20 protein-coding genes are annotated in these 25,447 nt (G+C 73.4%); 11 read left to right on the top strand and 9 right to left on the bottom strand.

All coding sequences use genetic code 11. From position 1 onward, the window contains the following. Positions 1 to 172: 172 nt before the first annotated feature. The 3 genes from OG624_RS38705 (at position 173) to OG624_RS38695 (ending at position 3,515) form a co-directional block, all read left to right on the top strand. Entirely contained in the window at positions 173 to 1,093 is a 921-nt protein-coding gene (locus tag OG624_RS38705) for a CDP-diacylglycerol diphosphatase (protein WP_371640553.1), read from the top strand. A 116-nt stretch (positions 1,094 to 1,209) separates the two neighbouring features. Then, positions 1,210 to 2,289 carry an alpha/beta hydrolase gene (locus OG624_RS38700; RefSeq protein WP_371640552.1) on the top strand — a complete coding sequence of 360 codons (1,080 nt, stop codon included), beginning with the start codon at positions 1,210 to 1,212 and terminating at the stop codon, positions 2,287 to 2,289. Continuing rightward, complete coding sequence (locus tag OG624_RS38695) at positions 2,286 to 3,515, top strand: acyltransferase family protein (protein ID WP_371640551.1); 1,230 nt, start codon at positions 2,286 to 2,288, stop codon at positions 3,513 to 3,515. Before OG624_RS38700 ends, OG624_RS38695 begins: the two co-directional genes overlap by 4 nt. A gap of 83 nt (positions 3,516 to 3,598) precedes the next feature. Here OG624_RS38695 and OG624_RS38690 read toward each other — a convergent pair whose 3' ends face one another. Next, positions 3,599 to 4,021 carry a DUF350 domain-containing protein gene (locus OG624_RS38690; protein WP_030717969.1) on the bottom strand — a complete coding sequence of 141 codons (423 nt, stop codon included), beginning with the start codon at positions 4,019 to 4,021 and terminating at the stop codon, positions 3,599 to 3,601. A 95-nt stretch (positions 4,022 to 4,116) separates the two neighbouring features. Between OG624_RS38690 and OG624_RS38685 the strand changes: the two genes are divergently transcribed. Continuing rightward, the gene (locus OG624_RS38685; RefSeq protein ID WP_371640550.1) at positions 4,117 to 5,919 is read left to right on the top strand and encodes a GNAT family N-acetyltransferase; all 1,803 of its coding nucleotides are present in this window, start codon (positions 4,117 to 4,119) and stop codon (positions 5,917 to 5,919) included. A 35-nt stretch (positions 5,920 to 5,954) separates the two neighbouring features. Here OG624_RS38685 and OG624_RS38680 read toward each other — a convergent pair whose 3' ends face one another. Next, complete coding sequence (locus OG624_RS38680) at positions 5,955 to 8,036, bottom strand: AMP-binding protein (protein WP_371640549.1); 2,082 nt, start codon at positions 8,034 to 8,036, stop codon at positions 5,955 to 5,957. A gap of 140 nt (positions 8,037 to 8,176) precedes the next feature. Between OG624_RS38680 and OG624_RS38675 the strand changes: the two genes are divergently transcribed. Both OG624_RS38675 and OG624_RS38670 read left to right on the top strand, forming a co-directional pair. Continuing rightward, a complete protein-coding gene (locus OG624_RS38675; RefSeq protein WP_033216536.1) occupies positions 8,177 to 10,066 on the top strand; it encodes an ABC transporter ATP-binding protein in 1,890 nt (629 codons plus the stop codon). Positions 10,067 to 10,073: 7 nt separating this feature from the next. Further along, positions 10,074 to 10,457, top strand: a complete 384-nt coding sequence (locus tag OG624_RS38670; protein WP_033216532.1) for a VOC family protein — start codon at positions 10,074 to 10,076, stop codon at positions 10,455 to 10,457. A gap of 78 nt (positions 10,458 to 10,535) precedes the next feature. On the opposite strand, the gene OG624_RS38665 is transcribed toward OG624_RS38670, so the two are convergent. Continuing rightward, positions 10,536 to 11,111 (bottom strand): hypothetical protein, encoded by a 576-nt coding sequence (locus OG624_RS38665; protein ID WP_371640548.1) that lies wholly within the window; start codon positions 11,109 to 11,111, stop codon positions 10,536 to 10,538. Between the two features lie 237 nt (positions 11,112 to 11,348). Here OG624_RS38665 and OG624_RS38660 point away from each other — a divergent pair, with 237 nt between their 5' ends. Both OG624_RS38660 and OG624_RS38655 read left to right on the top strand, forming a co-directional pair. After that, positions 11,349 to 12,716: an AMP-binding protein gene (locus tag OG624_RS38660; protein ID WP_371640547.1), complete on the top strand. Its 1,368-nt coding sequence runs from the start codon at positions 11,349 to 11,351 to the stop codon at positions 12,714 to 12,716. A gap of 29 nt (positions 12,717 to 12,745) precedes the next feature. Continuing rightward, positions 12,746 to 13,309 carry an HIT family protein gene (locus OG624_RS38655; protein ID WP_371589556.1) on the top strand — a complete coding sequence of 188 codons (564 nt, stop codon included), beginning with the start codon at positions 12,746 to 12,748 and terminating at the stop codon, positions 13,307 to 13,309. 2 nt (positions 13,310 to 13,311) lie between these two features. Here OG624_RS38655 and OG624_RS38650 read toward each other — a convergent pair whose 3' ends face one another. Continuing rightward, positions 13,312 to 13,659: a hypothetical protein gene (locus OG624_RS38650; protein ID WP_033217166.1), complete on the bottom strand. Its 348-nt coding sequence runs from the start codon at positions 13,657 to 13,659 to the stop codon at positions 13,312 to 13,314. 136 nt (positions 13,660 to 13,795) lie between these two features. Here OG624_RS38650 and OG624_RS38645 point away from each other — a divergent pair, with 136 nt between their 5' ends. Then, positions 13,796 to 14,680 (top strand): sigma-70 family RNA polymerase sigma factor, encoded by an 885-nt coding sequence (locus OG624_RS38645; RefSeq protein ID WP_033216526.1) that lies wholly within the window; start codon positions 13,796 to 13,798, stop codon positions 14,678 to 14,680. A gap of 347 nt (positions 14,681 to 15,027) precedes the next feature. On the opposite strand, the gene OG624_RS38640 is transcribed toward OG624_RS38645, so the two are convergent. Continuing rightward, positions 15,028 to 15,744, bottom strand: coding sequence for a FadR/GntR family transcriptional regulator (locus tag OG624_RS38640; protein ID WP_161295070.1), 717 nt, complete (start codon positions 15,742 to 15,744; stop codon positions 15,028 to 15,030). A gap of 131 nt (positions 15,745 to 15,875) precedes the next feature. On the opposite strand from OG624_RS38640, the gene OG624_RS38635 reads away from it, so the two are divergent. Both OG624_RS38635 and OG624_RS38630 read left to right on the top strand, forming a co-directional pair. Beyond that, positions 15,876 to 16,397: a gluconokinase gene (locus OG624_RS38635; protein WP_033216522.1), complete on the top strand. Its 522-nt coding sequence runs from the start codon at positions 15,876 to 15,878 to the stop codon at positions 16,395 to 16,397. Positions 16,398 to 16,409: 12 nt separating this feature from the next. Further along, positions 16,410 to 17,810: a GntT/GntP/DsdX family permease gene (locus OG624_RS38630; RefSeq protein WP_033216520.1), complete on the top strand. Its 1,401-nt coding sequence runs from the start codon at positions 16,410 to 16,412 to the stop codon at positions 17,808 to 17,810. 3 nt (positions 17,811 to 17,813) lie between these two features. Here the strand turns inward: OG624_RS38630 and OG624_RS38625 are convergent, their stop codons facing one another. The 4 genes from OG624_RS38625 to OG624_RS38610 all read right to left on the bottom strand — a co-directional run bounded on the left by OG624_RS38625 (position 17,814) and on the right by OG624_RS38610 (position 25,388). Continuing rightward, positions 17,814 to 18,776: a hypothetical protein gene (locus OG624_RS38625; protein ID WP_371589555.1), complete on the bottom strand. Its 963-nt coding sequence runs from the start codon at positions 18,774 to 18,776 to the stop codon at positions 17,814 to 17,816. A gap of 135 nt (positions 18,777 to 18,911) precedes the next feature. Then, a complete protein-coding gene (locus OG624_RS38620; protein ID WP_371589554.1) occupies positions 18,912 to 20,441 on the bottom strand; it encodes a cytochrome P450 in 1,530 nt (509 codons plus the stop codon). Positions 20,442 to 20,870: 429 nt separating this feature from the next. Continuing rightward, a complete protein-coding gene (locus tag OG624_RS38615) occupies positions 20,871 to 21,626 on the bottom strand; it encodes a hypothetical protein (RefSeq protein WP_371640546.1) in 756 nt (251 codons plus the stop codon). A 153-nt stretch (positions 21,627 to 21,779) separates the two neighbouring features. Next, positions 21,780 to 25,388, bottom strand: coding sequence for a S8 family serine peptidase (locus tag OG624_RS38610; RefSeq protein WP_371594309.1), 3,609 nt, complete (start codon positions 25,386 to 25,388; stop codon positions 21,780 to 21,782). Positions 25,389 to 25,447 lie beyond the last annotated feature (59 nt).

Below are 25,447 nucleotides of genomic sequence, written 5' to 3'. Positions count from 1 at the left end.
ATGCCCGCCTTCCGGCGTAATAGCGGGCGCTCCCCCCTTCCCTTGCCGGGAATCGGACGGATCACCGCCTAACTTTGTGACCGGATCGGCGAGGGCTCGATCGGCCGGGACCGTCGGCCCTCGCTCGGCGCGGCACACCGAAGCAGCGGACGTCGACCATCGGAGCTCACCCATGAATGCCATCGGCGGGACCCACCACATGCCACGGCGTCAGTTCGTGGCCCTCTCCGGCGCCCTGGGCGCGGGAACCCTGCTCACCGGTGCGAGCGGCAGCGCGTCGGCGGCGGGTCCGCTCGGCGCCCTCGGGGATCCTTCGTGCTGTCCCTGTCCCACGGATCCCGCGCCGCCCGGCGGCGGACAGAGCCCCTGTCCTCCGCCCCAGATGCAGAACCTCTGCGGCAGCCCCGCCGATACCGACCCGCTGTGGCAGGACGTGCAGTACTGCACCCAGGGCATCGTTCCACCGTCCGGGCAGCGACCGGTCTGCCTCAAGACGACCCCCAACTACGTGGTGCTGCACGGCAAGCCCGAGTCGCCGCACAACTACCTGCTTCTGCCGAGCTGCCGGATCAGGGGAATCGAGTGCCCCTTCCTCGTGTCGCCCAATGCCGCGAACTACTGGCACGAGGCGTGGGAGACCGGTCGCAGCGGCGGAGACGTCCCCGTGCAGTACGCGAACATCGGGCTGGGCATCAACTCGGTGAGCGCCCGGCGGCTCCACCAGATGCACATCCACATGGCCGGCGTCCTGCCGAGCACCCAGCGGCGGCTGCAGGACCTGGAGGCCGCCGGACGCGTCGCTCCTCAGCCGTCGCAATGGCGGGCCCCGCAGTACCAGGCGCTCATCACCAGCGCGGACGGGTCGGGCGACCGTACGTACCGGATCCTCAGGCTCGACGCGCTCACGCAGAACCTCTTCGCCCTGCTGAACCAGAACGTGGTGCGGCCGCTGGGGCTCGACATGGCGGGCCAGACCCTGATCGTCGTCCCGAGGATGACGGCGACGGGATTCGACCGGTCCTTCTACATCCTCAACAGCGACAGCTCGCTCCCCAGCGGAACGAACACCTGCGACCGTCTGCTCGTCTACTGACGGCCTCTCCTCCACCCCCTACCGGGGTATGACATACGACTTGGCTCCACGGTCCGACGTGACGGCCGATACCCCCTCCTTACCTTCCTCCTCGTCACGAGGAGAGGAGAAGGGGCATGCGCCGCTTCGGAAGGACGCTGGTCACGGCCGCACTGGCGGTGACCCTCGTCGGGGGGACCGCCGGGTGGGCCTCGGGCGACAGCCAGACGGCGGTCACCGGGCCGCCGCCGGGCACCGACGCCTGGCAGGCCGATACGGTCTCCGGCCGGTCGCTGCCCGATCCGGCGACCACGGCCCCGCGCGAGGTCGCCGCCTTCTTCGCCGGGCTGGACGACGCGGCACGCCACCGGCTGCTGCGGTCCCACCCGCTGGTGGTGGGCAATCTGGAGGGGGCGCCGCTCCCTCTGCGGTACGAGGCGAACCGGATCGCGGTCGCCGCCACGGGTGAGGCGCGGTACGCCTCCCTCGCCGCTCCGGGCCGGCAGATCCTGGCCTTCGACCCGCGTGGCCGGGGCCAGGTGGTCGAGGTGTTCGGGGACCTGGAGCGCGCGGAGCACGTCTCGGTGATCGTGCCGGGCTCCGACAACGACGCCGCCGGGTACGACACCCGGCGCAAGCCCGCCACCGGGCCGGCCGGCATGGCCCGGTCCCTGCGCGAGGCGACCGGGGCGGAGTCCGGGACGGGGTCCGGGTCCGGGTCCGGTGGGTCCCTCGCCGTCGTCGCGTGGATCGGTTACACCACCCCGGTCGGTGTCGGGCTCGACGCGGCCGACGGCCGCCTCGCCCGGGCCGGGGCGGCCCGGCTGGCCCGTTTCACCGCGGGACTCGACGCGGTGGGCGCACCGGACCCGGTGCTGTTCTGCCACAGCTACGGCTCCGTGGTGTGCGGGCTCGCGGCCCGCCACACCGACGCCGCCGACATCGTGGCCTTCGGCTCCCCCGGGATGCGCGCCGACACCGCGGCCGCACTGCGCACCGGAGCCCGCGTCTGGGCGGCCCGGGGTCCCTCCGACTGGATAGCCGACGTCCCGAACGTCGAGTTCGCCGGGATCGGCCACGGCGTCGACCCCACCTCCGCGGCCTTCGGCGCCCGCCGGGTGCCCGCCGCCGACGTGGAGGGCCACACCGGCTACTTCGTGCCCGGCACCCAGTCCCTGGCGGCCTTCGCCACGATCGCGAAGGGAGCGGCCCGATGAGCGCCTCCGCCGCCCTGGCCCCGCTACGGAAGGTCGCCGCGCGGATCGACGGCCGGACTCCCGCCGACCGCGACCGGGCGATCGACGGACTGCGCGCCCTGGCGCTGCTGGCCGTGCCCACCGGCCACTGGCTGCTCGGCGGCTTCACCCTCGACGCCGACGGCGGCCTGCACAACGCCAGCCCGCTGTCCGCCTTCGGAGGATTGGCCCCGGCCAGTTGGGTGCTCCAGATGCTGGGCATCTTCTTCCTCGTCGGCGGATACGCCTCGGCGCTCTCCTTCGGGCGCCGCACCGGGTCGACGGGCGCCTGGCTGAAGGGCCGGATCGTCCGGTTGGGCCGGCCGGTACTCGGGGTGACCGTGGTGTGGGCCGTGGCGGCGCCCGTGCTGTACGCGGCCGGGGTACCGGAGGCGTCGCTGCGGACCGGGGCGACGCTGGTGGTCCAACCCCTGTGGTTCGTCGGCGTGTACGTGGTGGTCACCGCGCTGACCCCGTACTGCGTGCGGGCGGCTCGAAGCCTCGGCGGCTGGGCGGCCGCCCCGCTGCTCGGCTGCGTCGCCGTGGTGGACTTCCTGCGCTACGGGCCGCTCGCGGACTCCGTGCCGTCGTGGCTCGCCCTGGTGAACGTCCTGCCGGGCTGGCTGTTCGCGTACCAGCTGGGCGTCTCCTGGGCGGAGCGGCGGATCGCGCGGCGCGGGGCCTGGCTGCTGCTGGCGGGCGGGACCCTGCTCTTCGCCGCGCTGTTGACGGTCTTCCACTATCCGGCGTCGATGGTGGGCGTGCCGGGTGCGGCACGCACCAACTCACATCCGCCGTCGCTCCTGGTACCGGCCCTGGCCTCGGCGCAGTCGGGGGCGGCGATCCTGCTGCGCGACCGGCTGGCGAAACTGCTGGCGCGCCCGGCCCTGTGGGCGCCGGTGGTCGTCATCAACCTGTCCGCGATGACGATCCTGTGCTGGCACCAGACGGCGATGCTGGCGGCGGCCGTGCCCGGCTCGTTCGTGGGTGAGCTGGCCGGGCTGACGACGGCGCCGGACAGCCTGGGGTGGATCGCGGCCCGGCTGGCCTGGATGCCGGTGTTCGCGGCGCTGTTCGTCGCTCTCGCCCGCTACGCTCGGCGGTTCGAGGTCGCCCCGCGCGAGGGGCGGCGGGCGAGCACGCTGCGTCGGACCTTGGCCGGGCTGCTGGCGGCGGGGTTCGCGGTGTTCGCGCTCGGCCTCGCCTGAGCACGCCCGGGCCGGTCCTGGAAACGGCGAGAGCGCCGCTCCCTCGTGGGAGCGGCGCTCTCGCCGTGTACGGGCGCTTCGCGTCAGGCGATCGAGGCGGCGACGATCGCGGCCACCGCCAGATTGCAGGCGGCCGACACCCAGACCGCCGGGTGCGGTTCGGGGTCGACGACGATGGCGCCGAGCTTGCCCGGGGTCACCAGGTCGAGCACGAGGAACGCCACCGCCATCAGGATCAGGCCGAGCACGCCGAAGGCGGCGGTGGACAGCAGGCCCTTGCCGAAGTCCGCGTACGTCGTCCAGATCGAGGTGAAGACGATGCCGCCGATGCCGAGGAGCGCCGAGCTGAGGAAGAGGGCCGCGTTGCGGTTGCGCTCCTCCCAGATCTGCTTGGGAAGCTTCCCGGGCGTCAGCACGTCCACGAGGACGATGCCGAGGATCAGCAGCACCAGGCCGAGGGCGCCGTAGGCGCTGGTGCGGCCGAGTCCGTTGATGATGTCGCTCATTGAGAAGCCTGTCTCCGCGTGGGTGGGAAAGTATGTGCCGTGGGGAGGCCGAATGTATCGCACGGCCTTGACGCGGACCATGGGGAGGTCAGCAGATGGTAAAGGTCAGGGCCGCGCGGCCGGCCGAGGCGGAGGACCTGACCGGGCTGGTGATGCGGTCCAAGGCGCACTGGGGGTACGACGCGGCCTTCCTCGCCGCGTGTGCGCCGGAACTACGGATCCGGGCCGGCGACGTGACGGCCCGCCGTGTCGTCGTGGCCGAGAACGGGCGGGGCGAGGTCGTCGGGGTCGCCTCGCTGGAGGGGACTCCCCCACGGGCGGAGCTCGGGCTGCTCTTCGTGGAGCCGTCGGCCGTCGGGCAGGGCGTGGGCCGGCTGCTGTACCGGGACGTGCTGCGCCGGGCCGTGGAGCTGGGGGTGCGCCGGCTGGTGATCGACTCCGATCCGCACGCGACCGGGTTCTACCGGGCCATGGGAGCGGTGCCGGTGGCCGAACCCGCCGCATCCGCCGCGTCGCCGGCCGCGTCGGCCGCGGAAGCCGGTGGTACGGCGCTGGTCCGGTTCGAGGCGGCTCCGGTCCCGCTCGCCGACTGGGCGCGGGCCTGGACCGGCGGCGGGCGGGCCGTGCACCTGGGCAACGTCGGTGAGTTCAACGCGCAGTTCGCCGACGCCACCTTGGACCGGGAACAGCGGCCCGCGCACCACTACGCGTGCCTCGCCGCCTTCTACAGTCCCTACCCGGCCGCGCTGGTGCTGCCGCGGCCGGTGCCGCGGGGCTGGACCGAGCTGGTCTGTCGCCAACTGGGCTGGACCGGGGTCGAGGTGTACGACGGCCTGTTGGACGCGGATCCCGGCCTCGCCGAAGCCGTACGGGCCCGGCCGGCGCTGGCCGCGCTGCTCACCGGGTCCGGGCTGCCCCTCGTACCGTGGGGGCGGACCAGGGCGTTCGGGCGGCTGGCGGGCCGGCCTTGGCGGGACGGGGAGTTGCGCTACGAGTCGAAGTCGGCGGCGCACGGGCTCTTCGGGCGGATCCTGGCGGACGGCGGACATCCCGGGATCGTGCTCCCCCGGCAGTGGCGGGTCGACGGGCGGTGGGCGGCGGCCCGGATGCTGGCGGCCCGGACCAGGGCGGGAGAGAGCACCGTTCTGAAATCGGAGCACGGGGTCGGGGGTTCGGGCACCACGGTGCTCACCCCCGCGCGGGTCCGCGCCGCGGGCGGGGCGCGGGCCGTGTTGCGCCGGTTGCCGCGCGGGCCGCTGCTGGTGGAGGAGTACGTCGGTGGTGCGGCGTCCAGGGGCGACGAGGGCCCGCGGGATCTGACCTACGACGGTTTCGTCGACGAGGCGGGCCGGGCCCACGAGGTGGGCGGGGCGGTGATGGAGGTGGCGGACGGCTGCTACCGGGGGGCCACGGTGGGCCCGGGGGTGGTGCCCGGGTGGGCGGAGAAGTCCCTCACCGCGTTCGGTGCGGCGGTGGGCCGGGAGCTGGCGGATTCCGGTTACCGGGGCTGGTTCGACGTGGACTTCGTCGCGGACGGGACGGGGCGGCTCGCGCCGACCGAGACGAACCTGCGGCTGACCGGGCCGTCCATCGCCTTCATGGTGGCGGCCCGGCTCGACGCGCTGCGGGGCGCGGGTCATCTCGTACGGATCGCGGACCGGGTGGAGCTGGGCGCGCGGCTGCCCGAGGCGCAGCTGGACGAGTTGTGCGCGGCCCTGGCCCGGGGCTGCGCGGAGCTGGGGGCGGTGTTCGTCCCGGCGATCCCGACCGGGGCCTTCGAACCGGCGCCCTGGCTGGGTGTGCTGGTGGCCGCGCGCGGCCGGGAGGTGCTGGACGCGGCAGAGGCGTGGGTACGGGCCGAGGCCCTGGCGGTCGGGGCGATGTTCGGCCCGTCGTAGGCGGGACGCGGCCGGCCGCGGGCCCTGTGCTCCGGTCAGCGGTCGGGGTGGTCGTCGAGGGGGTCGTGGAAGTCGAAGGGGTCGGCCGGTTTGCTGACGACGTAGGCCGCGACGAGGACGCCCGCGATCATCAGGGGGACGTTGAAGGCGTAGACGAGCGCGGCCTGGCGCGGCCAGTCCTGTTTGGCGGCCAGCCGGTAGAGGTTGTCCTGCGGCCACCAGGACAACAGCAGGTAGGACACGGCGAGATGGGCGGCCACGGTCAGGGAGGGGCTACGGCGTTGGCGCAGCATCCGGGCGCGGCCGCCGATGAGGAAGACCACCCCGACGCCGAAGGCGACGCACTCGAAGAGGTAGAGCACGAAGAAGAGGAACGCCCAGGGCTGCGGTACTCCGGTGAGGTCGGTCGATCCGGGCCACAGGAAGTTCGTCAGGATCATGGCGACGAAGCCCAGTCCGACTCCCCCGCAGCCGGCCGCGCAGCCCGCCGAGGCTTCGCTCGTGCCCGCGGCGGCCCCGGACTTGCCGGACTTGCTTCCGGCGGCCTTCGCCGCCGCGGGCATGATGGGCAGCGGCAGGGCGTCGCGGTCCTCTTGGCCCGCGGCGGTGCGGGGCAGGGTGCGCAGCCGGATCACGGTGCGTGGGGCCTCCTCCCGGAGCACCTTGCCCGCCAGGTGGTCGCGGAGCTCTTCGATGTCCGGCAGGAAGGCCCCGGCCGGCCAGGTCGGGCCGCCGGGGGGTGGGGCCACGTAGGCGACGAGCCGCCGCGGGCCGCGCGGGCCGTCGACGGCCTTGACGATGACCGCGCCGATGCCCTCGTGACGGCGGATGGCGGATTCGACGGGGTACGGGTCGACCCACCGGCCGCCGGGCAGGGCGATCCGGTCCCGGATCCGGCCGCCGTACTCCAGCAGGCCGTCGTCACGGAGCAGGCCGACGTCGCCGGTCGGTATCGCGTCACCGCCGTCCGGCGTGACGAGGAAGATCTCCCTGCCGCGGGTCTCGATCCGGAAGCCGGGGAACGCGGTACCGAGCAGGGAGATCTCTTCCAGGTCGTCCAACGGGTGCGGTAGTTGCGGGAGTTCGAACCAGGTTCCGATCCCGGCGCACTCCGCGGAGCCGTAGACGTTGAGCACGCGGGCGCCGGGGTGCAGCCGGGCCTGCAGGGTGGCCTGCTCGTCGAGGTAGAGCCGGTCACCCGTGACGGCGAGCAGCCGCAGGGACCGGCAGGCGGGGTCGGCCGGCCGATGGGCGACCGGGGCGAGGGTGCCCGACTCGGGGTCCCGGATCAACAGCAGGGTGGCGCCGGCCGGGTCGGTGTGCAGCACGGTGACGCGTTCGGTCGCGACGGCCGCGCGGACCTCCTCGGGCTTCCAGACGGAGCGCGGGGAGAGCACGAGGGCGCCGCCCGAGCACAGGGCCCGGGTCCAGCCCGCGGCGAAGGCGGTGACGTCCGTACCGAGGGTGAACAGGTGGCGGTCGCGCGGGGTCGGCCGGGCCACCTCGGCCCAGGCGTCGTGGGCGGCGAGGAGCAGCCCGTGGCCCACCGGGACCGCGCGTGGCTCGGCCGCTCCGGTGAACAGGACCGCGGCGGTACGGCGCGGCGGTACGGCGGCCGCCCCGGGGAGCGGATCCGTGGACCGGTTCCCGGGTCGGTCCGCGGGCTGGTCGGTGCGCGGCCGGCCGATCGTCGGTGTCTCGGCGTCGAGCCGGATCACCCGGGGGCCGCCGCCGTCGTCGAGGGCGGCCTGCCGGGCGGCGTCGGTGAGCAGGAGGAGGGGCTCGGCCGCGGCGAGCTGCCGGCGCCCTGAGCGCGGGCTCGCCACGTCGACCACGGTGTAGGACCCGCCGGCCTTGAGGACGGCGAGGACGGCGACGACCAGGTGGGCCTGTCGGGCGGTGCCGACGGCGACGAGCGCGCCGAGCGGGAGACCGGAGCCGAGCAGACGGTGCGCCAGCCGCTCGGCGCGCGCGTCCAGTTCTCCGTAGGTGAGGCTGTCCGGGCCGGCGATGAGCGCGCGGGCCTCGGGGGTGTCGCGGGCCCACTGCTCGAAGCGGTGCAGGACGGTGTCGGTGGTTCGCTTGTCGAAGCGTACGGACTCGGATCCCTGCGTCATGGACCGATGATGCCACCGGGCACCGACAACGGGCGGAGGTCGGCAAAATCGCTCGTACGGGCGGGAGTTGACGCCCCGTGCGGGCGACCCCGGATCGAATGCTTGACCTCAGGTTTGGTTGAGGTCCTAGCGTTCGAGCCATGGACATGGAAGTCACCGCCTGGACGTCGCTGCACAGCGCGATCAACGCCCAGCAGGACCGTCGCACGCTCTCCCGGGCCGGCCTGCGCCGCGTCGCCGCCTTCGCCCGCCCGCACCGCCGCGGGCTCACCCTCTTCCTGCTGCTGAGTGTGGTGACCGCGCTGCTCGCGGTGGCCACGCCGGTGCTCGCCAGCCGGGTCGTCACCGCCATCGTGGACGGCCGCGACAGCTCCGCGGTCACCCGGCTGGCCCTGCTCATCGCGCTGATCGCGGTCGCGGAGGCCGGGCTCGGACTGCTGACCCGCCGACTCTCCGCCACCCTCGGCGAGGGGCTGATCCTGGACCTGCGGACGGCGGTCTTCGACCACGTGCAGCGCATGCCGGTCGCCTTCTTCACCCGGACCCGCACGGGGGCGCTGGTCAGCCGCCTCAACAACGATGTGATCGGCGCCCAGCGGGCCTTCAGCAACACCTTGTCGGGAGTGGTCGCCAATACCGTCACCCTGCTGCTGACCCTCACGGTGATGCTGAGCATCTCCTGGCAGATCACCCTGCTGGCGCTGGTGCTGCTGCCGGTGTTCGTGCTGCCGGCCCGTCGGATGGGGACGCGGATGGCGGCCATGCAGCGGGAGGCCTCCGCGTTGAACGCCGCGATGGGCACCCAGATGACCGAGCGGTTCTCGGCCCCCGGCGCGACGCTGGTCAAGCTGTTCGGCCGGCCCTCCGACGAGTCCGCGGAGTTCGCGGCCCGGGCGGCACGGGTACGGGACATCGGGATCCGTACGGCGATGGCCCAGTCGGCCTTCATCACGGCCCTCACCCTGGTCTCCGCGCTGGCCCTGGCACTCGTGTACGGGCTCGGAGGGTTCTACGCCCTGCGCGGTTCCCTGGACGCCGGTTCCGTCGTCGCCCTCGCCCTTCTCCTGACCCGGCTGTACGCCCCTCTCACCGCGCTCGCCGGCGCCCGTGTGGAGGTGATGAGCGCGATGGTCAGCTTCGAGCGGGTCTTCGAGATCCTCGACCTGAAGCCGCTCATCGCCCAGAAGCCGGATGCCCGCCGCGTGCCGCAGGGGCCGGTGGCCGTGGAGTTCGACCGGGTCTCCTTCGGCTACCCGGCCGCCGAGAAGGTCTCCCTCGCCTCCCTGGAGGAGGTCGCCACCCTGGACGCCCGGGGCGGTACGCAGGTGCTGCACGAGGTGTCCTTCCGGGCCGAGCCGGGCCAGATGATCGCTCTGGTCGGCTCGTCCGGCGCCGGCAAGTCGACGATCGCGCAGCTGCTGCCGCGGCTGTACGACGCCGACGCGGGCGCGGTCCGGCTCGGCGGGATCGACGTACGGGACCTCACCGCCGACTCGATCCGCGAGACGCTCGGCATGGTCACCCAGGACGGGCACCTCTTCCACGAGTCGGTGCGGTCCAACCTGCTGCTGGCCCGCCCGGAGGCCTCCGAGGAGGAGATCTGGGAGGCGCTGCGGCGCTCGCGGCTGGACGGGCTGGTCGCCTCGCTGCCGGACGGGTTGGACACCGTGGTCGGGGAGCGCGGCTACCGGCTCTCGGGCGGGGAACGCCAACGGCTGACCATCGCCCGGCTGCTGCTGGCCCGGCAGCGGGTGGTGATCCTCGACGAGGCCACCGCGCACCTGGACTCCACCTCGGAGGCCGCGGTGCAGGAGGCCCTGGGCGAGGCCCTGGCGGGCCGGACGGCGGTGGTGATCGCGCACCGGCTGTCGACCGTGCAGGCGGCGGACCTGATCCTGGTGGTCGAGGACGGCCGGATCGTGGAACGGGGCACGCACACCGAGCTGCTGGCGGCGGGCGGACGGTACGAGGAGCTGTACCGCACCCAGTTCGCGGTGTCGGGCGGCGAGGCACCGGTGTCGGGGCCATGATGCTGGGATGGACATCAAACTGGAACTCGTCGCCGTCCCCGTCACCGACGTGGACCGGGCCAAGGCCTTCTACGAGAAGCTCGGCTTCAACGCCGACCACGACGTCACCGTCAGCGAGGACATCCGCTTCGTCCAGCTGACCCCGCCGGGCTCGGCCTGCTCGATCGCGATCGGCAAGGGGCTGACCCGGATGACCCCGGGGTCGCTGGACAACATGCAGGTCGTCGTCACCGACATCGAGGAGGCGTACGAGGACCTGCGCGGCCGGGGGGTGGAGGTGACGGAGATCCAGGACCTGCCGTGGGGCTCGTTCGTCTACTTCTCCGACCCCGACGGGAACGGCTGGGCGGTCCAGCAGACCACGCCCCGCAAGACGGCGAACCCCGCCTGACGGCGGGCCCGACGGCCCCGGCGGGGGCCACAGCCCGGCCCGGCGGACTCCGCCGGGCCTGAGTGCCGCCCCGCCGGGTCAGCCCATGGACCACAGGACGTCGGCGACCGGGTCGGCGGTGTGGTCGTAGCGGCTTGCGACGTCCTCGCGCTGCTCCACCCGCCACCGGCCGTCCTCCTTGACGAGGCGCAGCGCGTAGCGGAAGGGCTTGCTGCCGTCGCGCTGCCCCGTGGCGAGGACTCCCTTGCCGGCCGGGTGCTTCCGGGACGCCTTCACGTCCTGGACGTGGTCGACGGTGAACCGCAGCGGGGCGCGCCCCGGCTCCGGGGTCCGTTCGGTCAGGGACTTCCGTTCGGCGACGCAGCCTTCGACGGTTCCGCCGTCATCGGTGAAGTTGGGGCGTGCCGCCTTGGTCTGGTGCTCGCACATGGCCTTGACGTCGGCGGGGTCGAGCATCCACGCCTTCATGAATCCTTCGGCGGCGGCGGTGATCTGGACGTCGTCGCTCACGGCCGTCGGATTCCCGAAGGGCTGGGGAGTCGACCCGGCGTCGTTCGGGGCGGGCTCGGAGGATCCGCAGGCCGTCAGGGCGGCGGTCATCAGCACGGTCGTGGCAAGGCGGGCCGCTCTCGCGGCGTCGGTCCGGTCGGGCATGGTGTTCTTCCCCCTTCCGGGCGCGGGCCAGGAGCGCGCCGCCCGGGTTCTTGATCATTTCGAGGACATTGACCGACGCCGGCCGCGAGCCTGACCGATCCCCCTGGTCAGCGGCGCCCGTTGGACCTTCCGCCGAGGGTGGGGCGCGGCCGTGGTCGGGAAAGCGCATTGCCGCAGGCCGTGTTGACGGCTTGGCTTGTCCGGATCGGAACGGTGCGGTTCTCCCCGAGGAAGCGAATGACATCCCTGCTCGACGGCTGCACGCCGTGGCCCGCCGAGTTCGTCGACCGCTACCGGGCGGCCGGGCTCTGGCGCGGCGACACGCTGGACGACCTGCTGCGCGACCGGTCCCTGCGGTACGGGCCCCGGACCGCGCTCGTGCACGGCGGTACCCGCCTCACGTACGCGCGCCTGAACCGGTCCGTGGACCGGATGGCCGCCGGGTTCCGGCTGCGCGGTCTGCGGCCCGGGCAGCGGGTCGTCGTCCAGCTGCCGAACGTTCCCGAGTTCGTCATCACCGTGTTCGCGCTGATGCGCGCCGGCGCGGTCCCCGTCCTGTGCCCGATGACCCACCGCGCGGCCGAGGTGTCCCACCTCGTGCGGGTCGGCCAGGCCGTCGGCTACGTCGGGCCCCGGGCCCACCAAGGCTTCGACCTCACGGCGATGGCGGCGGACATCGCCGCCCGAGGTCCTTTCCTGCGCCGGGTGTTCACCTTCGAGGCGCCGGGCGAGTCCTCCCCGTACGGCGGTTTCACCGTCGACCCCGCAGGCTGCCAGTACTACCCCCTGGGCTCCCTCGACTCCCCGCCCGACCGGCCGCTCGCGCGGAGCGCCGACCAGGTGGCCTTCTTCCTGCTCTCCGGCGTCGCCGGCGCGGAGCCCGCGCTCGTTCCGCGTACCCACGACGCCTACGCCTACCAGGTCAGGGCCGCCGCCGAGCTGGTGTCGCTCACCGAGGACGACGTGTACCTCGCCGCGCTGCCCGCCGCGTCCGACTTCGCCTTCGGCTGCCCCGGCATCGTCGGCACCCTCTCGGTCGGCGGCACCGTCGTCATGGCCGAGGACCCGGGGGCCGCCGCATGCCTCGCGGCCGTCGAGCGGGAGCGGGTCACCGTCACCTTCCTGGAGCCTGGCGACGCGCGGCTCTGGCTCGATCTGCTTCCCTCGGCCCAGGCCGACGTGAGCAGTCTGCGCCTCGCCCAGATCGGCGGGGTCCGGTCCTTGGAGCGGGCGACCGCCGCTCGGGTGGGGCCCGTGCTGGGCTGCCGCCTGCAACAGGTCTTCGGCACGGCCGAGGGGGTGCTCACCCTCACCCGGCCGGCTGATCCGGACGAGACCGTCCTCGGCACGCGGGGGCGCCCGCTCTCGCCCGACGTCGAGATCCGCGTGGTCGACGCCGACGGCCAGGACGTGCCGGAGGGGGTGTCCGGCGAGCTCCTCGCCCGCGGTCCCCACCTCCCGCGGGGCTACTACCGGGCGCCCCATCGCACCGCGCGCGCCTTCACCCCCGACGGCTACCTCCGCACCGGCACCCTCGTACGGCGCACCCCGGCCGGCGACCTGGTGGTGACCGGCCACCTCACGGACGTCCGATTCGCACCCTGACGGCAGGGAGCCGGTGGGAGGATGTGCAGATGCCGACGCACCGTGAACCCTTGGACCGTGAAGCCTTGGACCGCGAACCGATGGACCGGGAGCCGATGGATCTCGAGGCCTACGTCGAGCGGACGCGCGGCGGGCCATGCTTCGTCTGCGCCTTCCTCGCCGGTCACCCCGACTACGCACACGAGATCCTCTTCGAGGACGAGCACCACGTGGCCTTCCTCGACCGCTGGCCCACGCTCCCCGGCAAGGTCCTGGTGGCCCCCAAGGCGCACATCGAGCACGCCGTGCGCGATCTGGACCCCGCGGCCTACACCCGGCTGATGCTGGTCGTACGGGAGGTCGCGCTCGCCGTCGAGGACGTCTTCGACAGCGAGCGCACCTACCTCTACTCACTGGGGAGCCGACAGGGCAACGCCCACCTGCACTGGCACATCGCGGCGCTGCCGCCCGGAGTCCCCTACGAGCAACAGCAGTTCCACTCCCTGATGACCGAGAACGGGGTGCTGTCGCCGTCGCCCGCGGAACGGGCCGCCACGGCGGGGCTCCTGCGCGCGGCCGTCGCCGCGCGCGGAGTCCTCGTACCGCCGCGGTGAGCTCAGGCCTCCACGGTGGCGTGGTGGTGGTCGAGCTCCCAGGCGTGGTGCTTGAACTCGTGGCGGAAGTCGGCGTGGTCCTCCCACTGGCGGGCGATGCCGCGCAACACGTCCCAGTTGTGCTCCACCGACTGGTCGATGACGCGACGCATGGCCGGCTCGGCGGATTCCCGCTTCTCGATGAGGCCCTTGATGGCGGAGGCCTCCAGGACCGAGTTGCGCAGCGCGCGCAGGGCACGGGAGGCGTCGTCCATGGCGAAGCCGTGTTCGCTGCCGGTCGCCTCGTCGAACAGCGGGGTGAGCCGCGCCTCGATGAATGCGGTGATCCGCTCGAAGTGCTGCACGTCCATCGGGGGCTCCCTCTCCTGCCGGACCGCGTCGCGCATCCGGCGTCTCCACTCGCTTGTGCTGTTCAGGGGGCCATTATCCAGCAGCTCCCGTGATCTGTTTTGATGATCCACCGGGTGCGATCGACTGGGGGGTCCGGTGGACGGGAATGCAGGGCTGACGGAACGTTTCGAGGAGCACCGCTCTCATCTGAGAGCGGTGTCCTACCGCATGCTCGGCTCGCTCGCCGAGGCCGAGGACGCCGTCCAGGAAGCCTGGCTGCGCCTCGACCGTTCCGATGTCGGCGAGGTCGAGAACCTGGGCGGCTGGCTGACGACGGTCGTGTCGCGTATCTGTCTGAACATGCTGCGCTCGCGCGAGTCCCGGCGCGAGGACCCCATGGAGGCGTATCCGGCCGACCCCGCCGTCGACCGGGTGGACACGGTCGACCCCGAACAGGAAGCTCTGCTGGCCGATTCGGTGGGGCTGGCGTTGTTGGTGGTGCTCGACCAGCTGGCGCCGGCCGAGCGGCTCGCGTTCGTGCTGCACGACCTGTTCGCCGTGCCCTTCGACGAGATCGCCCCGATGGTCGAGAAGTCCCCGGCGGCGACCCGTCAGCTCGCGAGCCGGGCCCGCCGCCGCGTCAAGGGTGCCCCGTTGGTGCCCGAGGCCGATCTGACCCGTCAGCGCCTCGTCGTGGACGCCTTCCTGGCCGCCACCCGTGGCGGGAACTTCGACGCGCTCGTCACCCTGCTCCACCCCGACGTGGTGCTCCGGGCCGACAAGGCCGTCGTCCCCACCGCCGCCCCGATCCTCCTGCGCGGCGCCGACACCGTCGCCACGAGCGCGATGGCCGCCATGCAGCGGGCGCGGGCCACGGCGCCGGCCCTGGTCGACGGAGTGGTCGGCCTGGCGATGGCCCCGCTGGGACGACTGTTCCTGGTGCTCGGCTTCACGATCGAGGACGGTCTGATCACCGAGATCGACATCGTGGCGGAACCGGAGCGCCTCGGCGCACTCGAACTCGCCGCGCTCGACGTCTGAGGGCGGACGGCCGCCACCGGAAGCGGCCGGAGCGATTCCGTGCCGCGGCCGGCTCTCCTGGGCCGCGGCACGACGCTCCCATACCGGCGCCGTGACCGACTGCGTCAAGCACCTGCCCACAGCGGCGATACCGCAGGGCCCGGTCGCCGTCCGGGAGGTCGACCACGCCCGGCGCCGGCTCCTCGTGATCCCGGTCGTCGTCTCGATCCTGCTGACGGTCCGCCAGAACACCGAGGGGCGGACGTTCGCGGCGACCGTCCTGCCGGCCGCGCTGCCACTCGGGCTGCGGGGGTTGCGGCTGACCGGCGCCCCCGGGAGCGGGCGTCCAGGGCGAGATCAGAGCGCGTTCAGGGCGCGAGTACGTCCAGTTCCTCCAGGGCGCCCACGGCGATCCGGCGGGTCAGCTCCTCGGCGCGCGCCGCGTCGCCCTCGCGGACCGCCTCGGCCACCTGGACGTGCAGGGTGACGGCGGCGGGGTCGGGATCGTGGAACATCACCGCGTGTTCGGTGCGGCCGGTCAGGACCTCGGCGACGACGTCCCCGAGGCGGGCGAACATCTCGTTCCCGGAGGCGTTCAGTACGACGCGGTGGAAGGCGATGTCGTGCCGCAGGTAGCCCTCCAGCTGGTGGCCGCGCGAGGTGCGGACCATGCCGAGGGCCGCCTCGGTGAGTTCGGCGCACTGCTCCGGTGTGGCCAGCTTCGCGGCGAGCCCGGCGGCGACCGGCTCGATCGCGGAGCGCAGCACGGTGAGCGACCGCAGCTGCCGGGGCCGGTCGGTGCCGGCCAGGCGCCAGCGGATCACGCGCGGGTCGTAGACGTTCCACTCGTCGGTGGGGCGCACCGTGACGCCGACCCGGCGGCGGGACTCGACCAGGTGCATCGATTCCAGGACGCGGACGACCTCCCGGACGACGGTGCGGGAGGCGTCGAAGCGCTCGGCGATCTCGTCCGTGCGCAGGACGCTACCGGGCGGGTACTCCCCCGCCGTGATCGCGAGCCCGAGGGTGTCCAGCACGTGGGTGTGGAGTCCCTGCCCCTGTCCAGGACTGCCTTCGGTGGTCATGGCGTAAGCGTACGGTGACGCCCCCACCGACAAAAGATGTGATGTTTCCGACCTGAGGCTTGAATACGTAGTACTTAATACGCTTCAGTGGTGCCACACGAACCGATGTCGACGAGGACAGCGAGGTAGGCGTGAGCACCCAGCGCGTCATTGTGGTGATGGGCGTGGCCGGCACGGGCAAGACGACCGTGGGTCAACTGCTCGCCGAGGCACTCGGCGTTCCGTACGCGGAGGGCGACGCCTTCCACCCGGCGGCCAACGTCGCCAAGATGTCGGCCGGCATCCCGCTGGACGACGCCGACCGCCGGCCCTGGCTGGATGCCATCGGCGAATGGATCCGCAACAGCGCCGACCGGCGCGGTGGGGTCATCGCCGCCTCCTCGCTCAAGCGCGCCTACCGTGACCGGCTGCGCGCGGCGGCCCCCGGGGCCGTCTTCGTCCACCTCGCCGGTGAGCGCCCGCTGATCGAGAAGCGCATGGCGGCGCGCAAGGGCCATTTCATGCCCACCACCCTGCTCGACTCGCAGTTCGCCACGCTGGAGCCGCTCCAGGACGACGAACTCGGCGTCGTCGTCGACGTGTCCGGATCCCCGGAAGACATCACCGAGCGGGCGCTGGCCGCGCTGCGCAGGCTCCCCGCACAACAGAACTGAGGAAACGTCACCGTGACCACCGGTCTCAGCGTCGAGACTCTGGCAGCGGCCGCCACCGGACCGATCACCTCGGCCGGGAACGCCCGGCTCGGGATAGCCGTCCTGGCGGGCATAGCCGTCATCGTCCTGCTCATCACCCGCTTCAAGCTGCACGCGTTCCTGGCCCTGACGGTCGGCTCGCTGGCCCTCGGGGTCTTCGCGGGCGCGCCGATGGCCAAGACCGTCGCCAGTTTCACCGCCGGACTCGGCGCCACGGTCGCGGGCGTCGGCGTACTGATCGCGCTCGGCGCGATCCTCGGCAGACTGTTGGCGGACTCGGGTGGCGCGGACGAGATCGTGGACACCATCCTCGCCCGGGCCAAGGGCCGGGCCATGCCGTGGGCGATGGTACTGATCGCCTCGGTGATCGGGCTGCCGCTCTTCTTCGAGGTCGGGATCGTGCTGCTGATCCCGGTGGTGCTGCTGGTCGCCAAGCGGGGGAACTACTCCCTGATGCGGATCGGCATCCCGGCGCTGGCCGGGCTGTCGGTGATGCACGGGCTGGTCCCGCCGCACCCCGGACCTCTCGTCGCCGTCGACGCGCTCCACGCGAACCTCGGGATCACCCTCGGGCTCGGGGTGCTCGTGGCGATCCCGACCGTGATCATCGCCGGGCCGCTGTTCTCCCGTTACGCGGCACGCTGGGTGGACATCCCGGCGCCGGAACGCGTGGTCGAGGCGCGGCCCTCGGCCGGGTCGGCGCATCGACCGCGGTTCGGGGCCACCGTGTTCACCGTGCTGCTGCCGGTGGCGCTGATGCTCGTCAAGGCTCTCGTCGACATCGTGGTGGACGATCCCGCCGACCCGGTGCAGCGCGTGACCGATGTCGCGGGCTCCCCGATGATCGCGCTGCTCACGGCCGTGCTGGTGGGCATGTTCACGCTCGGCCGGGCGGCCGGTTTCACCCGGGCGCGGATCTCGACCACGGTGGAGAAGTCCCTGGCGCCGATCGCGGGCATCCTGCTGATCGTGGGCGCCGGCGGTGGCTTCAAGCAGACGCTGATCGATGTCGGCGTGGGGCAGATGATCCTGGACGTGTCCCAGAACTGGGCCGTACCGACCCTGTTGCTGGCCTGGCTGATCGCCGTGGCGATCCGGCTGGCCACCGGCTCGGCGACGGTGGCCACCATCTCGGCGGCGGGCCTGGTGGCACCGCTCGCGGCGGACATGTCCGCCACCGGAACCGCACTGCTGGTCCTGGCCATCGGGGCCGGATCGCTGTTCTTCAGCCACGTCAACGACGCCGGCTTCTGGCTCGTCAAGGAGTACTTCGGGATGACCGTCGGTCAGACCCTGAAGACCTGGTCGGTGATGGAGACCATCATCTCGGTGGTCGGCCTGGGTCTCGTCCTGCTGCTGTCACTGGTCCTGTAGCGGCTACGCCGCCGGTTCCTTCAGCGGTTCCTTCAGCTGGGCGGCGGCCAGGGCGAGGCCGCCCGCCGCCCTCGCGCAACGGGCCGCGAGCCTGGCGACCTCGGCCCGCAGGGCCTCGTTCTCCGGGCCGCGCCACTGCGGGGCCCCCGCCGCCGTGTGCAGCCGGAACGCGTGCGTGCGCAACGCGGCGGCGTGGCCGCTCAGGCCGCCGTCCGGCGGTCGCGGCGCCGGCCGGGGCGCCCGCTCCGTGACCCGGCGGCGGGCCGTGCCGCGGGCGGGCGACACCCCCGTTACGGCCGGTCCTTCGGGGAGGCCCGGGCCGCGGTCGCAGAAGGCCCAGAAGGCGGCGCCGAGTCCGAGGACGGGTTCGGCCGTCTCGGCCCGGCCCGTGGCGACCTGCCAGCCGGCGTGGTCGTTGAAGGGGTTCGCGTCGGTCAGCGCGTCCCACGCGAGGATGTCGGCGAAGGACGGGGCCAGCAGCGCGAAAGCGTGCTCGGCGCCGCGCTCGCGCATCATGGCGCGGAACAGCCGGACGGCCTCGCCCTGGTGGCCCGCTCCGACGGCTCCCAGGACGGCGGCCGCGCCGGGATCGTCGAACAGTTCGGGTCGGTCGGCGCTCGCGGCCCGGATCCGGGCCTTGAGCCCGCAGACCGCGATGCTGATCGCGAGGCTCTCCCGGCCCGCCAGGATGCCGGCGAGCCGGCCGGCCCGGGCCACCCCCCGGCCGCGCGGGGCCCAGCCGAGGCCCGCCGGGTCGGTGAGCGTACGCAGCAGGGTGCGCCAGCCGAGCCGGGTCCGGCCGCCCCGGGCGAGGGCGGCCGCGGGCAGACGGGCGCCGAAGGCCAGGCCGGAGGCATGGCGGGCGGCCTCGCCGACCGCGTCGGCGGCCTCGGCGAGGGCGCGGCACGGGGCGTCGAGCAGTTCGATGTCCGGGGCGGTGGACGCGGAGGTCGCGGCGTCGGGCATGTCATCCTCGTGGGGTTCGGCAGGGTCTCGGGGACGGGCGGGGACGGTCGGGCCGGGTGGAGCAGGATCAGACCGGGTCGGGTGCGAACAGATATGCGACTCGGGACGGAAGCCCGGTCGGGCGCGGGGGCGTCCTCAGCGGCGGGTGAGCGTGAGCCGGATGCCCTGCGGGTCGAGGGTCGCGGGCAGCGGCCCCACCGGGTCGAGCACGGGCCGGGTGCTCGCCACGCGATGGCCGCGCAGCACCTCGGCGCAGAGCGCGGCGGTGACCATCAGGCCGAGCTGGTCGCCCGGGCAGCGGCCGCCGCCGTGGCTGAAGGGCGCCATCCGGATGTCCTGGTCCGCGCCCGGATTCTTCCACCGTCCGGGCACGAACACATGCGCGGCCGGCACCCGTTCGGGATCGCGCTGGTGGAACGCGGCGGGGACCAGCAGCGAGGTGCCCGCCGGGTAGCGCACGCCCCGCCACTCGGTCTCGGCGCGGGTGACGCGGATCAGGTCGGGCACCACCGGGTACAGCCGCAGGGACTCCCGGACGCAGGCCCGCAGCCGGGGCAGTTCGCCCCGGTCCGCCCCGGCGACGGCTTCGGCGGCCGCCTCGGCAGCTGCCAGGTCCTGCTCCGCGGGGTGCGCCCCGAGCAGGAGCAGGGTGCGCAACAGGGTGTCCGGTACGGCGTCCAGGGCCTGCAGCCAGTGCTGGGCCTGGCCGACGGGGTCGAAGGTGCCGGTGGGATCGGCGTGGCGGGCGGCCCGGCCGACGAGGGTGTCGTCGGTGGCTCGGTCGGCGTACTCCTCGATGCGGGCGCGGGCCTTGTCGTGCACGGAGCGGGCGGCGCGCACCCGGCCGCCGCGCGGGCTCCGGCCCTCGGCGCGCAGCTGGGTGAGCCATCCGCTGAGCTCCTCGTCCGCGGCCGCCGCGTCACCGAGCACGATCCGCCGGGCGGCGCGATGTACGGCGTACCGGGCGCGGGCGAGATCGAGGGAGGCGGGGGCGGTGCGGGCGCCGGTCGCGCCCCCTGCGGCGGTCAGGTGCCGGGCCTCGTCCGCGAGGGCGGTGAGGAAGGGCCCGCAGGAGGGGTGCACGGGCCGGTCCGACGCCAACACCTCGGCGCCGACCTGGCGCTGCTCCGCACGGAGGTCGCCTCGGGAGCAGCCGGAGTCGGCGGGCTCCTCGGGGGCCAGGCCCCGGCACTTGTCCGGCGCGGCGGCCGCGAGGAGGCTGACGGGTTCGGCGTAGAAGCGGCGCAGGTCCTGCGGGTCGAGGAGGACGAGGAAGGTCTGCCCGGAGCGGGTGCGGATCAGGGCGGGCGCGTCCCCTCGGCGGGCGCGCAGGGCACGCAGCGCGGCGGCGGAGGTGCGCACGTCGCCGGGGCGCGGCCGGGCGAGGCCGCGGAGCAGGCCGCCGACGCCGGTGAGGGCCGCTCGGGCGGTGGTTCCTCGGACCGCGGTGGGGGGTGGGGCGAGGACCGCGTACCGCGACGATTCCTTGACGGGGGTCCGCCGGCCGGGGGTTTCCGTCCCCGGCCCCGGCATCGTGGGCCGGCGGCCCGCGCCCGGTGCCTCACCGCGGGGTGTCCGGCCGGCGTGCTCGGGGCGACGCCGGGCGGCGAGGGCCCGTACCCGGGCTCGAAGACCGTCGAGGGCGGCTCCTTGGACCGTACGCATCCGTGTACCTCCGCGGCGGGAGCGACAACGCTCGGCGACAACGGCATCACCGTACGTCCCACCTGGGCACTCCGCGCTCCGAGGACCGTCTCAGGGGTCCAGTGCGACCAGCAGCGCCGCGATGTCGAGGCCGGCGGTGAGGTAGGCGGTGAAGGCCTCGTTGTTCAGGGCCCACGGGGAGCGACCGTGGCGCACCCGGGCGATGGCCTCGGCGGGTGCGAGTCCCCGGTCGACCAGGCACTGGGCGACGACGAGGCCGGACCGGTTGTAGCCCGAGTGGCAGCGGACGAGGGTGGTGAGGCCCGAGTCGAGGGCGAGTCCCGCGGTGCGCGCGAGGCGTCGGACGGTGTGCAGCTGGTCGGCGGTGAGCGCGGCGTCCGGTCCCGCGACCTCCTGGGGACGACCTCCAGGATCTCACACAACCATCGCTCATTCAGGGGCAGTTGGGGTGAAGGCGGCCTCGCGGAAGGCGGTACGGGACATCCCTCGCCCGGCGGTCGGCAGGAGGAGTGCCCAGCGGTGGTGGCGGGGGGAGATCCACAGGGTCGGGCCCGCGTCCTTCGGGGCGTGGTGGGTCCAGACCCCGTGCGGGGCCGGGTCCCAGAGCAGGCCCCGGGCGGGGGTGAGTTCGCCGGTGCGGATCCGGAGGGACTCGGTGGTCCAGGTGCGGCTGATGCCCGTCGGCGCGGCCGGGTCCGCCGGGGGCAGGAGGTGGCACAGGAAGCGGACGAGGTCGGCGAGGGGCGCGTGCAGGGTGCCGTCGGTGTAGCCGGTGCCGGTCATGCCGAGGGGGTGCCAGACCCGGGTGGTCACGAGATCGGCAAGGGGGCTGCCCGAGAGGTGCTCGACGAGGCGTGTGAGGTGGGTGAGGTGGGCGGTACCGCCGGGGTGCGTGAGGAGGTGGTGGGCGGTGGTCCCCGCGGGGATTCCCTCGGCCGCCGGCTCCCCGTAGGCGGCGAGTGGCGTGTGCAGGCTCAGCACGCCCTCGTCGACGAGGCTGCCGAGGGCCGGCCACAGCGCCAGGACGGCCGCGAGGCCGTCCACGTCGAAGGCGATGCCAGCCGGGTGCTCGCCGTCCGAGCCCGCGTGCGGGCCCTCGGGGCCGCCGACGGCCCAGACCGCCCCGGGGTCGGTGGACTCCACGAGGGCCCGGACTGCGGTGGCCTGGTCGCACAGGGGCATCATGGTGGCCCACGTTAACGAGCTGGGCGCCGCCCTGGTGGCAGGCCGCCGCGAAGTGCGCGCCGCCGCCACCCGAATGCCCGCGCGGCGGGAAGGGGCGGGAGGAGCAGGAAGGGGCGGGGCGCCCTCGGGCACCCCGCCCCGCCTGCTACAGGATCAGCTCTTGTCCGGGCGGTCGGTCACCCGCAGGGTGTTCAGCAGGGGCTTGCCGAATCCGCTGTGCGTGACGAAGCGGACGTTGAGGACCCCGTCCGTGACCGTGACCGTGTACGTGCGGGTCAGGGCCTTGTAGGTGCCCGCCTCCAGGGAGATGTCCAGGGAGGGCAGGACCTGGGTGCCCTCGGCCAGGACGTCGAAGACGCGCTTGTTCGGCTTGGTGGAGGAGAGCTCCGCGAAGCCCAGCTCCACCGTGTAGGTACCGTTCGGCACGTTGTCGAAGCGGTACTCGTACATGCCTTCACGGGCGTTGCGGAACAGCCGCTGGTCGTCCGTACCGGCGATGGTGCGGCCGGTGGCCTCCACGGTGCTGTTGCCCTGGTAGCCGTAGGAGCCGGGGGTGTACTTGCGGTCCGGGGACCAGGCGTCACCCAGGCTGTCCGTGCTCGTGTAGCCGGATCCCGCGTCCAGGCCGACCTGGTAGCGGGGGACGACGACCTTGACCGGGACGGAGAGGACCGGGGTCCGGCCGCTCGCCGAGCCGATCTTCAGGTCGGTGGTGAGGACCGCGCCCGGGGTCAGTCCGGTGGTGTCCACCGAAAGGGTGACCGGGACCTTCGCGCCGGTCGCGAGGTCGCCGGTCGCCGGGGTGGCGGTCAACCAGGTCGCGTCCTCGGACACCGTGAACGCCGTGCCGAGGCCCGGGTTGGTCAGGTCCAGCGTCCGTGTCCGCTGCTGGTTCGCGGGGAGCACGACCTCGACCGACGGCTTGGAGGCCGTCACCTTTCCGGTGCGCAGGGACTGGGTGACGGCCGTGACGTCGGCGGCCTTCACGTTCACGGTCGCCGTGGCGGACTCGTACTGGGGCGCCGCCAGCGAGACGGGGAGCGCGCCGGACGGGCTCTGGACGACGTATCCGCCGTCCGCCGCCGTGGTGGCGGAGACCGCCGTGTCACCGGTGCCGACGGTCACCGTGGCGCCGGCGACGCCGTTGCCGTCGTTGGCGTCGAGCACCCGGCCCGCCACCACGCCGCTCTTGGTGGTCCGGAAGGCGATGGACAGGCCGTCCGTGATGACCGCGGTGTTGAAGGAGTACTTGAAGGCGTCGGTGCCGGTCGCGTTCTCCACGCCGACCGTGGCGGTGGAGCCGCCCTTGATGCCGGTGCCGCCGGTCCCCTTGTAGGAGTAGGAGACGGTGCCGTCCTCGCCGATGGTGGCCGAGAAGGAGAACTTGTCGGCCTGCGCCGACCAGTGGGACACCTGGCGCCACTCGATCACGTAGCTGCGGTGCGGGGCGGTGCCGGTGACCGCGGTGAAGACGCCGGAGCCGCTGCCGGGGGCGCCGACGACGAGGTCGTCCCAGAACGGGTACAGGGCCGCGTTGGGCGTGGCCGTGCTCGGGAGGTCCCCGTTGATGTCGCCGGTGTTGTTGCCGCCGAAGCTGACGGTGCCGTTGGTGCCGATCCAGGCCTGGCCGTACGTCTTGCCGTACAGGGGCAGCGGGAAGGGCAGGTCGACGCGCTCGGTGGTGTTGTCGCCGGTGAGGGCGAGTTGGCGGGTGCCCTCGACGTACGGGCGGTCGCCGGCGGCGGCGCAGGCGTAGCCGTAGCCGTCGGTGCGTTCGGGCAGGTTCACCGCGACGGTGGCGTCGCCGGCGACGGTGACCTTCGCCGTGCCGCCGGTGACGCAGCGGGAGGCGTGGGTGGCGTTCACGTCGTACGTGCCGTGCGGCAGGGTGACCTCGAAGCGGCCCTGGGCGTCGGCGGTCGCGGTCACCGGGGTGTCCGCGATGGTGACGGAGGCGCCCGCGGCGGGGCCGGCGGCCGAGGACACGGTGCCGGTGAGCTTGCCGGAGGCCGCCTGGGTGAGGGTGAAGTCACCGGTGGCCGTGGCGTTCTCGGTGACCGTGGCGGTCGCGGTCTGCTGCCCGTAGCCGAACTTGGCGGCGGTCAGGGTGTAGTCGCCGACCGAGAGGGAGGTGAAGCGGTAGCTACCGTCGGCCGCGGTGGTGGTCGTACGGTCGATCGGGCCGTCGGCGGTGATCTTCACGCCCGCGACGGGCTGGTCGCCGGCGCGTACGGTGCCGCCGAGCGAGCCGATGGCTCCGCGCGGGGCGGCGTTCACGGCGGCCAGGACGTCGAGGCGACCCTCACCGAAGACGTTGTTGTCGGCGGCGTTGCCCCCGCACTGGCTGCTGTCGGTGTCCAGGGCGGTGCCGTCCAGGAGCGACTCGGTCTGCGCGACGTCGCCCTCCAGGGCGGGCGCGGCGGACCAGAGGAGGGCGACCGCGGCCGCGGTGTGCGGCGAGGCCATCGAGGTGCCGGAGAAGGCCTCGTACCCGCCGCCGGGGACGGAGGAGCGCACGTTCACGCCGGGTGCGGCGATGTTCGGCTTGACGATGCCGCCGGGGCCGGCGCCGCGCGAGGAGAACGACGCGATCGCGTTGTTGATGTCGAAGGCGCCGGAGCTGTAGGAGCTGGCGTAGTCGCCGGGCGAGCCGGCGGTGTTGCAGCTCGGGCCGGAGTTCCCGTTGGAGAAGGCCGGGAAGATGCCGGCGGCCCGCCAGGTGTCGACGATCTGCTGGTACCAGGTGTCGCCGCCGCCACCGCCCCAGGAGTTGTTGACGATGTGCGGGGCGAGGTCGGGGCGCGGGTTCTGACCGCTCGGATCGGTCGGGGCGACGATCCACTGGCCCGAGGCGAGGAGGGAGGCCTCGGAGCAGGAGTTCGACTCGCAGCCCTTGGCCGCGATCCACTTGGCGCCGGGGGCCACGCCGATCTTGTTGGCACCGCCGTCGTCGCCGACCATCGTGCCCATGGTGTGGGTGCCGTGGTCGTTGTTGTCGCAGGGGGCCGCGGTGGTGCACACGCCCGCCGGGTCGAACCAGTTGTAGGCGTGGTCGTAGGTGCCGTCCGCCTTCTTGCCGCGGTACTGGTTGTTCACGGCCGGGTGGGTGTAGTCCACGCCGCTGTCGATGTTGGCGACGACGATGCCCTCGCCGCGCACACCGACCTGGTCCCAGACCTGCGGGGCCTTGATCCGGTCGATGTTCCACTCGACGGCGTCGGCGACGGCCTTCTCCCGCTTGCCCTCGGTGGGCTTGGGGAGGGCGACCTTGTCGTCGGCGTCGATCCGGGCGACCTCGGGCCGCTGGGCGAGGCTGCCGGCGAGCTTCTCGCTGCCGACGACGCGCACGGCGTTCACGATCCAGTACGAGGTGTAGTCGGCTCCGGCGTTCTGCAGGGCCTTGACGACATCGGCCTGGCTGCGCGCGGCGTGGTCCTTCTTGATCCGCAGAACCGTTTCCGCCTTGGCGGCGCGGGTCTGCTGTTTCCCCGCGGCGGTGAGGTCGGCGGCGCTGTCGAGATAGACCCAGAAGGCGGCCTTGGCGGAGTCGTCGAGCTGGGCGCGGAGCTTGGGTTCTATCTTGCGCTCGGCCGCGGTCAGGGCGGCGGGGCCGGGGTCCTGCGCGGCCGCGGCGACGCCCGCGCCGATCGGCAGGAGCAGGACCGAGGTGAGAGCGGCGAGCGCCGTACGTAAGGACCGCGCGGGCCGTGATGACCTTGTGGGTCGTAAGGCTCGTGAGGACCGGTTGTCGCGTTGGGCCACGTGTTGTCTCCTCGTACGCCGTGTGCGGGTTGTGCGGGAAGGGTGCGCGTGACGTGCGC

This window comes from Streptomyces virginiae, from assembly GCF_041432505.1.
Taxonomy (GTDB): domain Bacteria; phylum Actinomycetota; class Actinomycetes; order Streptomycetales; family Streptomycetaceae; genus Streptomyces; species Streptomyces virginiae_A.
The sequence above is the reverse complement of the archived record's forward strand: the minus strand, read 5'-3'. Positions and strand labels throughout refer to the sequence as shown.

Bases quoted from the DNA above. Each gene is read 5' to 3' on its own strand.
- OG624_RS38705 (WP_371640553.1), top strand. From the start codon at position 173: ATGAATGCCATCGGCGGGACCCACCACATGCCACGGCGTCAGTTCGTG.
- OG624_RS38700 (WP_371640552.1), top strand. From the start codon at position 1,210: ATGCGCCGCTTCGGAAGGACGCTGGTCACGGCCGCACTGGCGGTGACC.
- OG624_RS38695 (WP_371640551.1), top strand. From the start codon at position 2,286: ATGAGCGCCTCCGCCGCCCTGGCCCCGCTACGGAAGGTCGCCGCGCGG.
- OG624_RS38690 (WP_030717969.1), bottom strand. From the start codon at position 4,021: ATGAGCGACATCATCAACGGACTCGGCCGCACCAGCGCCTACGGCGCC.
- OG624_RS38685 (WP_371640550.1), top strand. From the start codon at position 4,117: ATGGTAAAGGTCAGGGCCGCGCGGCCGGCCGAGGCGGAGGACCTGACC.
- OG624_RS38680 (WP_371640549.1), bottom strand. From the start codon at position 8,036: ATGACGCAGGGATCCGAGTCCGTACGCTTCGACAAGCGAACCACCGAC.
- OG624_RS38675 (WP_033216536.1), top strand. From the start codon at position 8,177: ATGGACATGGAAGTCACCGCCTGGACGTCGCTGCACAGCGCGATCAAC.
- OG624_RS38670 (WP_033216532.1), top strand. From the start codon at position 10,074: ATGGACATCAAACTGGAACTCGTCGCCGTCCCCGTCACCGACGTGGAC.
- OG624_RS38665 (WP_371640548.1), bottom strand. From the start codon at position 11,111: ATGCCCGACCGGACCGACGCCGCGAGAGCGGCCCGCCTTGCCACGACC.
- OG624_RS38660 (WP_371640547.1), top strand. From the start codon at position 11,349: ATGACATCCCTGCTCGACGGCTGCACGCCGTGGCCCGCCGAGTTCGTC.
- OG624_RS38655 (WP_371589556.1), top strand. From the start codon at position 12,746: ATGCCGACGCACCGTGAACCCTTGGACCGTGAAGCCTTGGACCGCGAA.
- OG624_RS38650 (WP_033217166.1), bottom strand. From the start codon at position 13,659: ATGGACGTGCAGCACTTCGAGCGGATCACCGCATTCATCGAGGCGCGG.
- OG624_RS38640 (WP_161295070.1), bottom strand. From the start codon at position 15,744: ATGACCACCGAAGGCAGTCCTGGACAGGGGCAGGGACTCCACACCCAC.
- OG624_RS38625 (WP_371589555.1), bottom strand. From the start codon at position 18,776: ATGCCCGACGCCGCGACCTCCGCGTCCACCGCCCCGGACATCGAACTG.
- OG624_RS38620 (WP_371589554.1), bottom strand. From the start codon at position 20,441: ATGCGTACGGTCCAAGGAGCCGCCCTCGACGGTCTTCGAGCCCGGGTA.
- OG624_RS38615 (WP_371640546.1), bottom strand. From the start codon at position 21,626: ATGATGCCCCTGTGCGACCAGGCCACCGCAGTCCGGGCCCTCGTGGAG.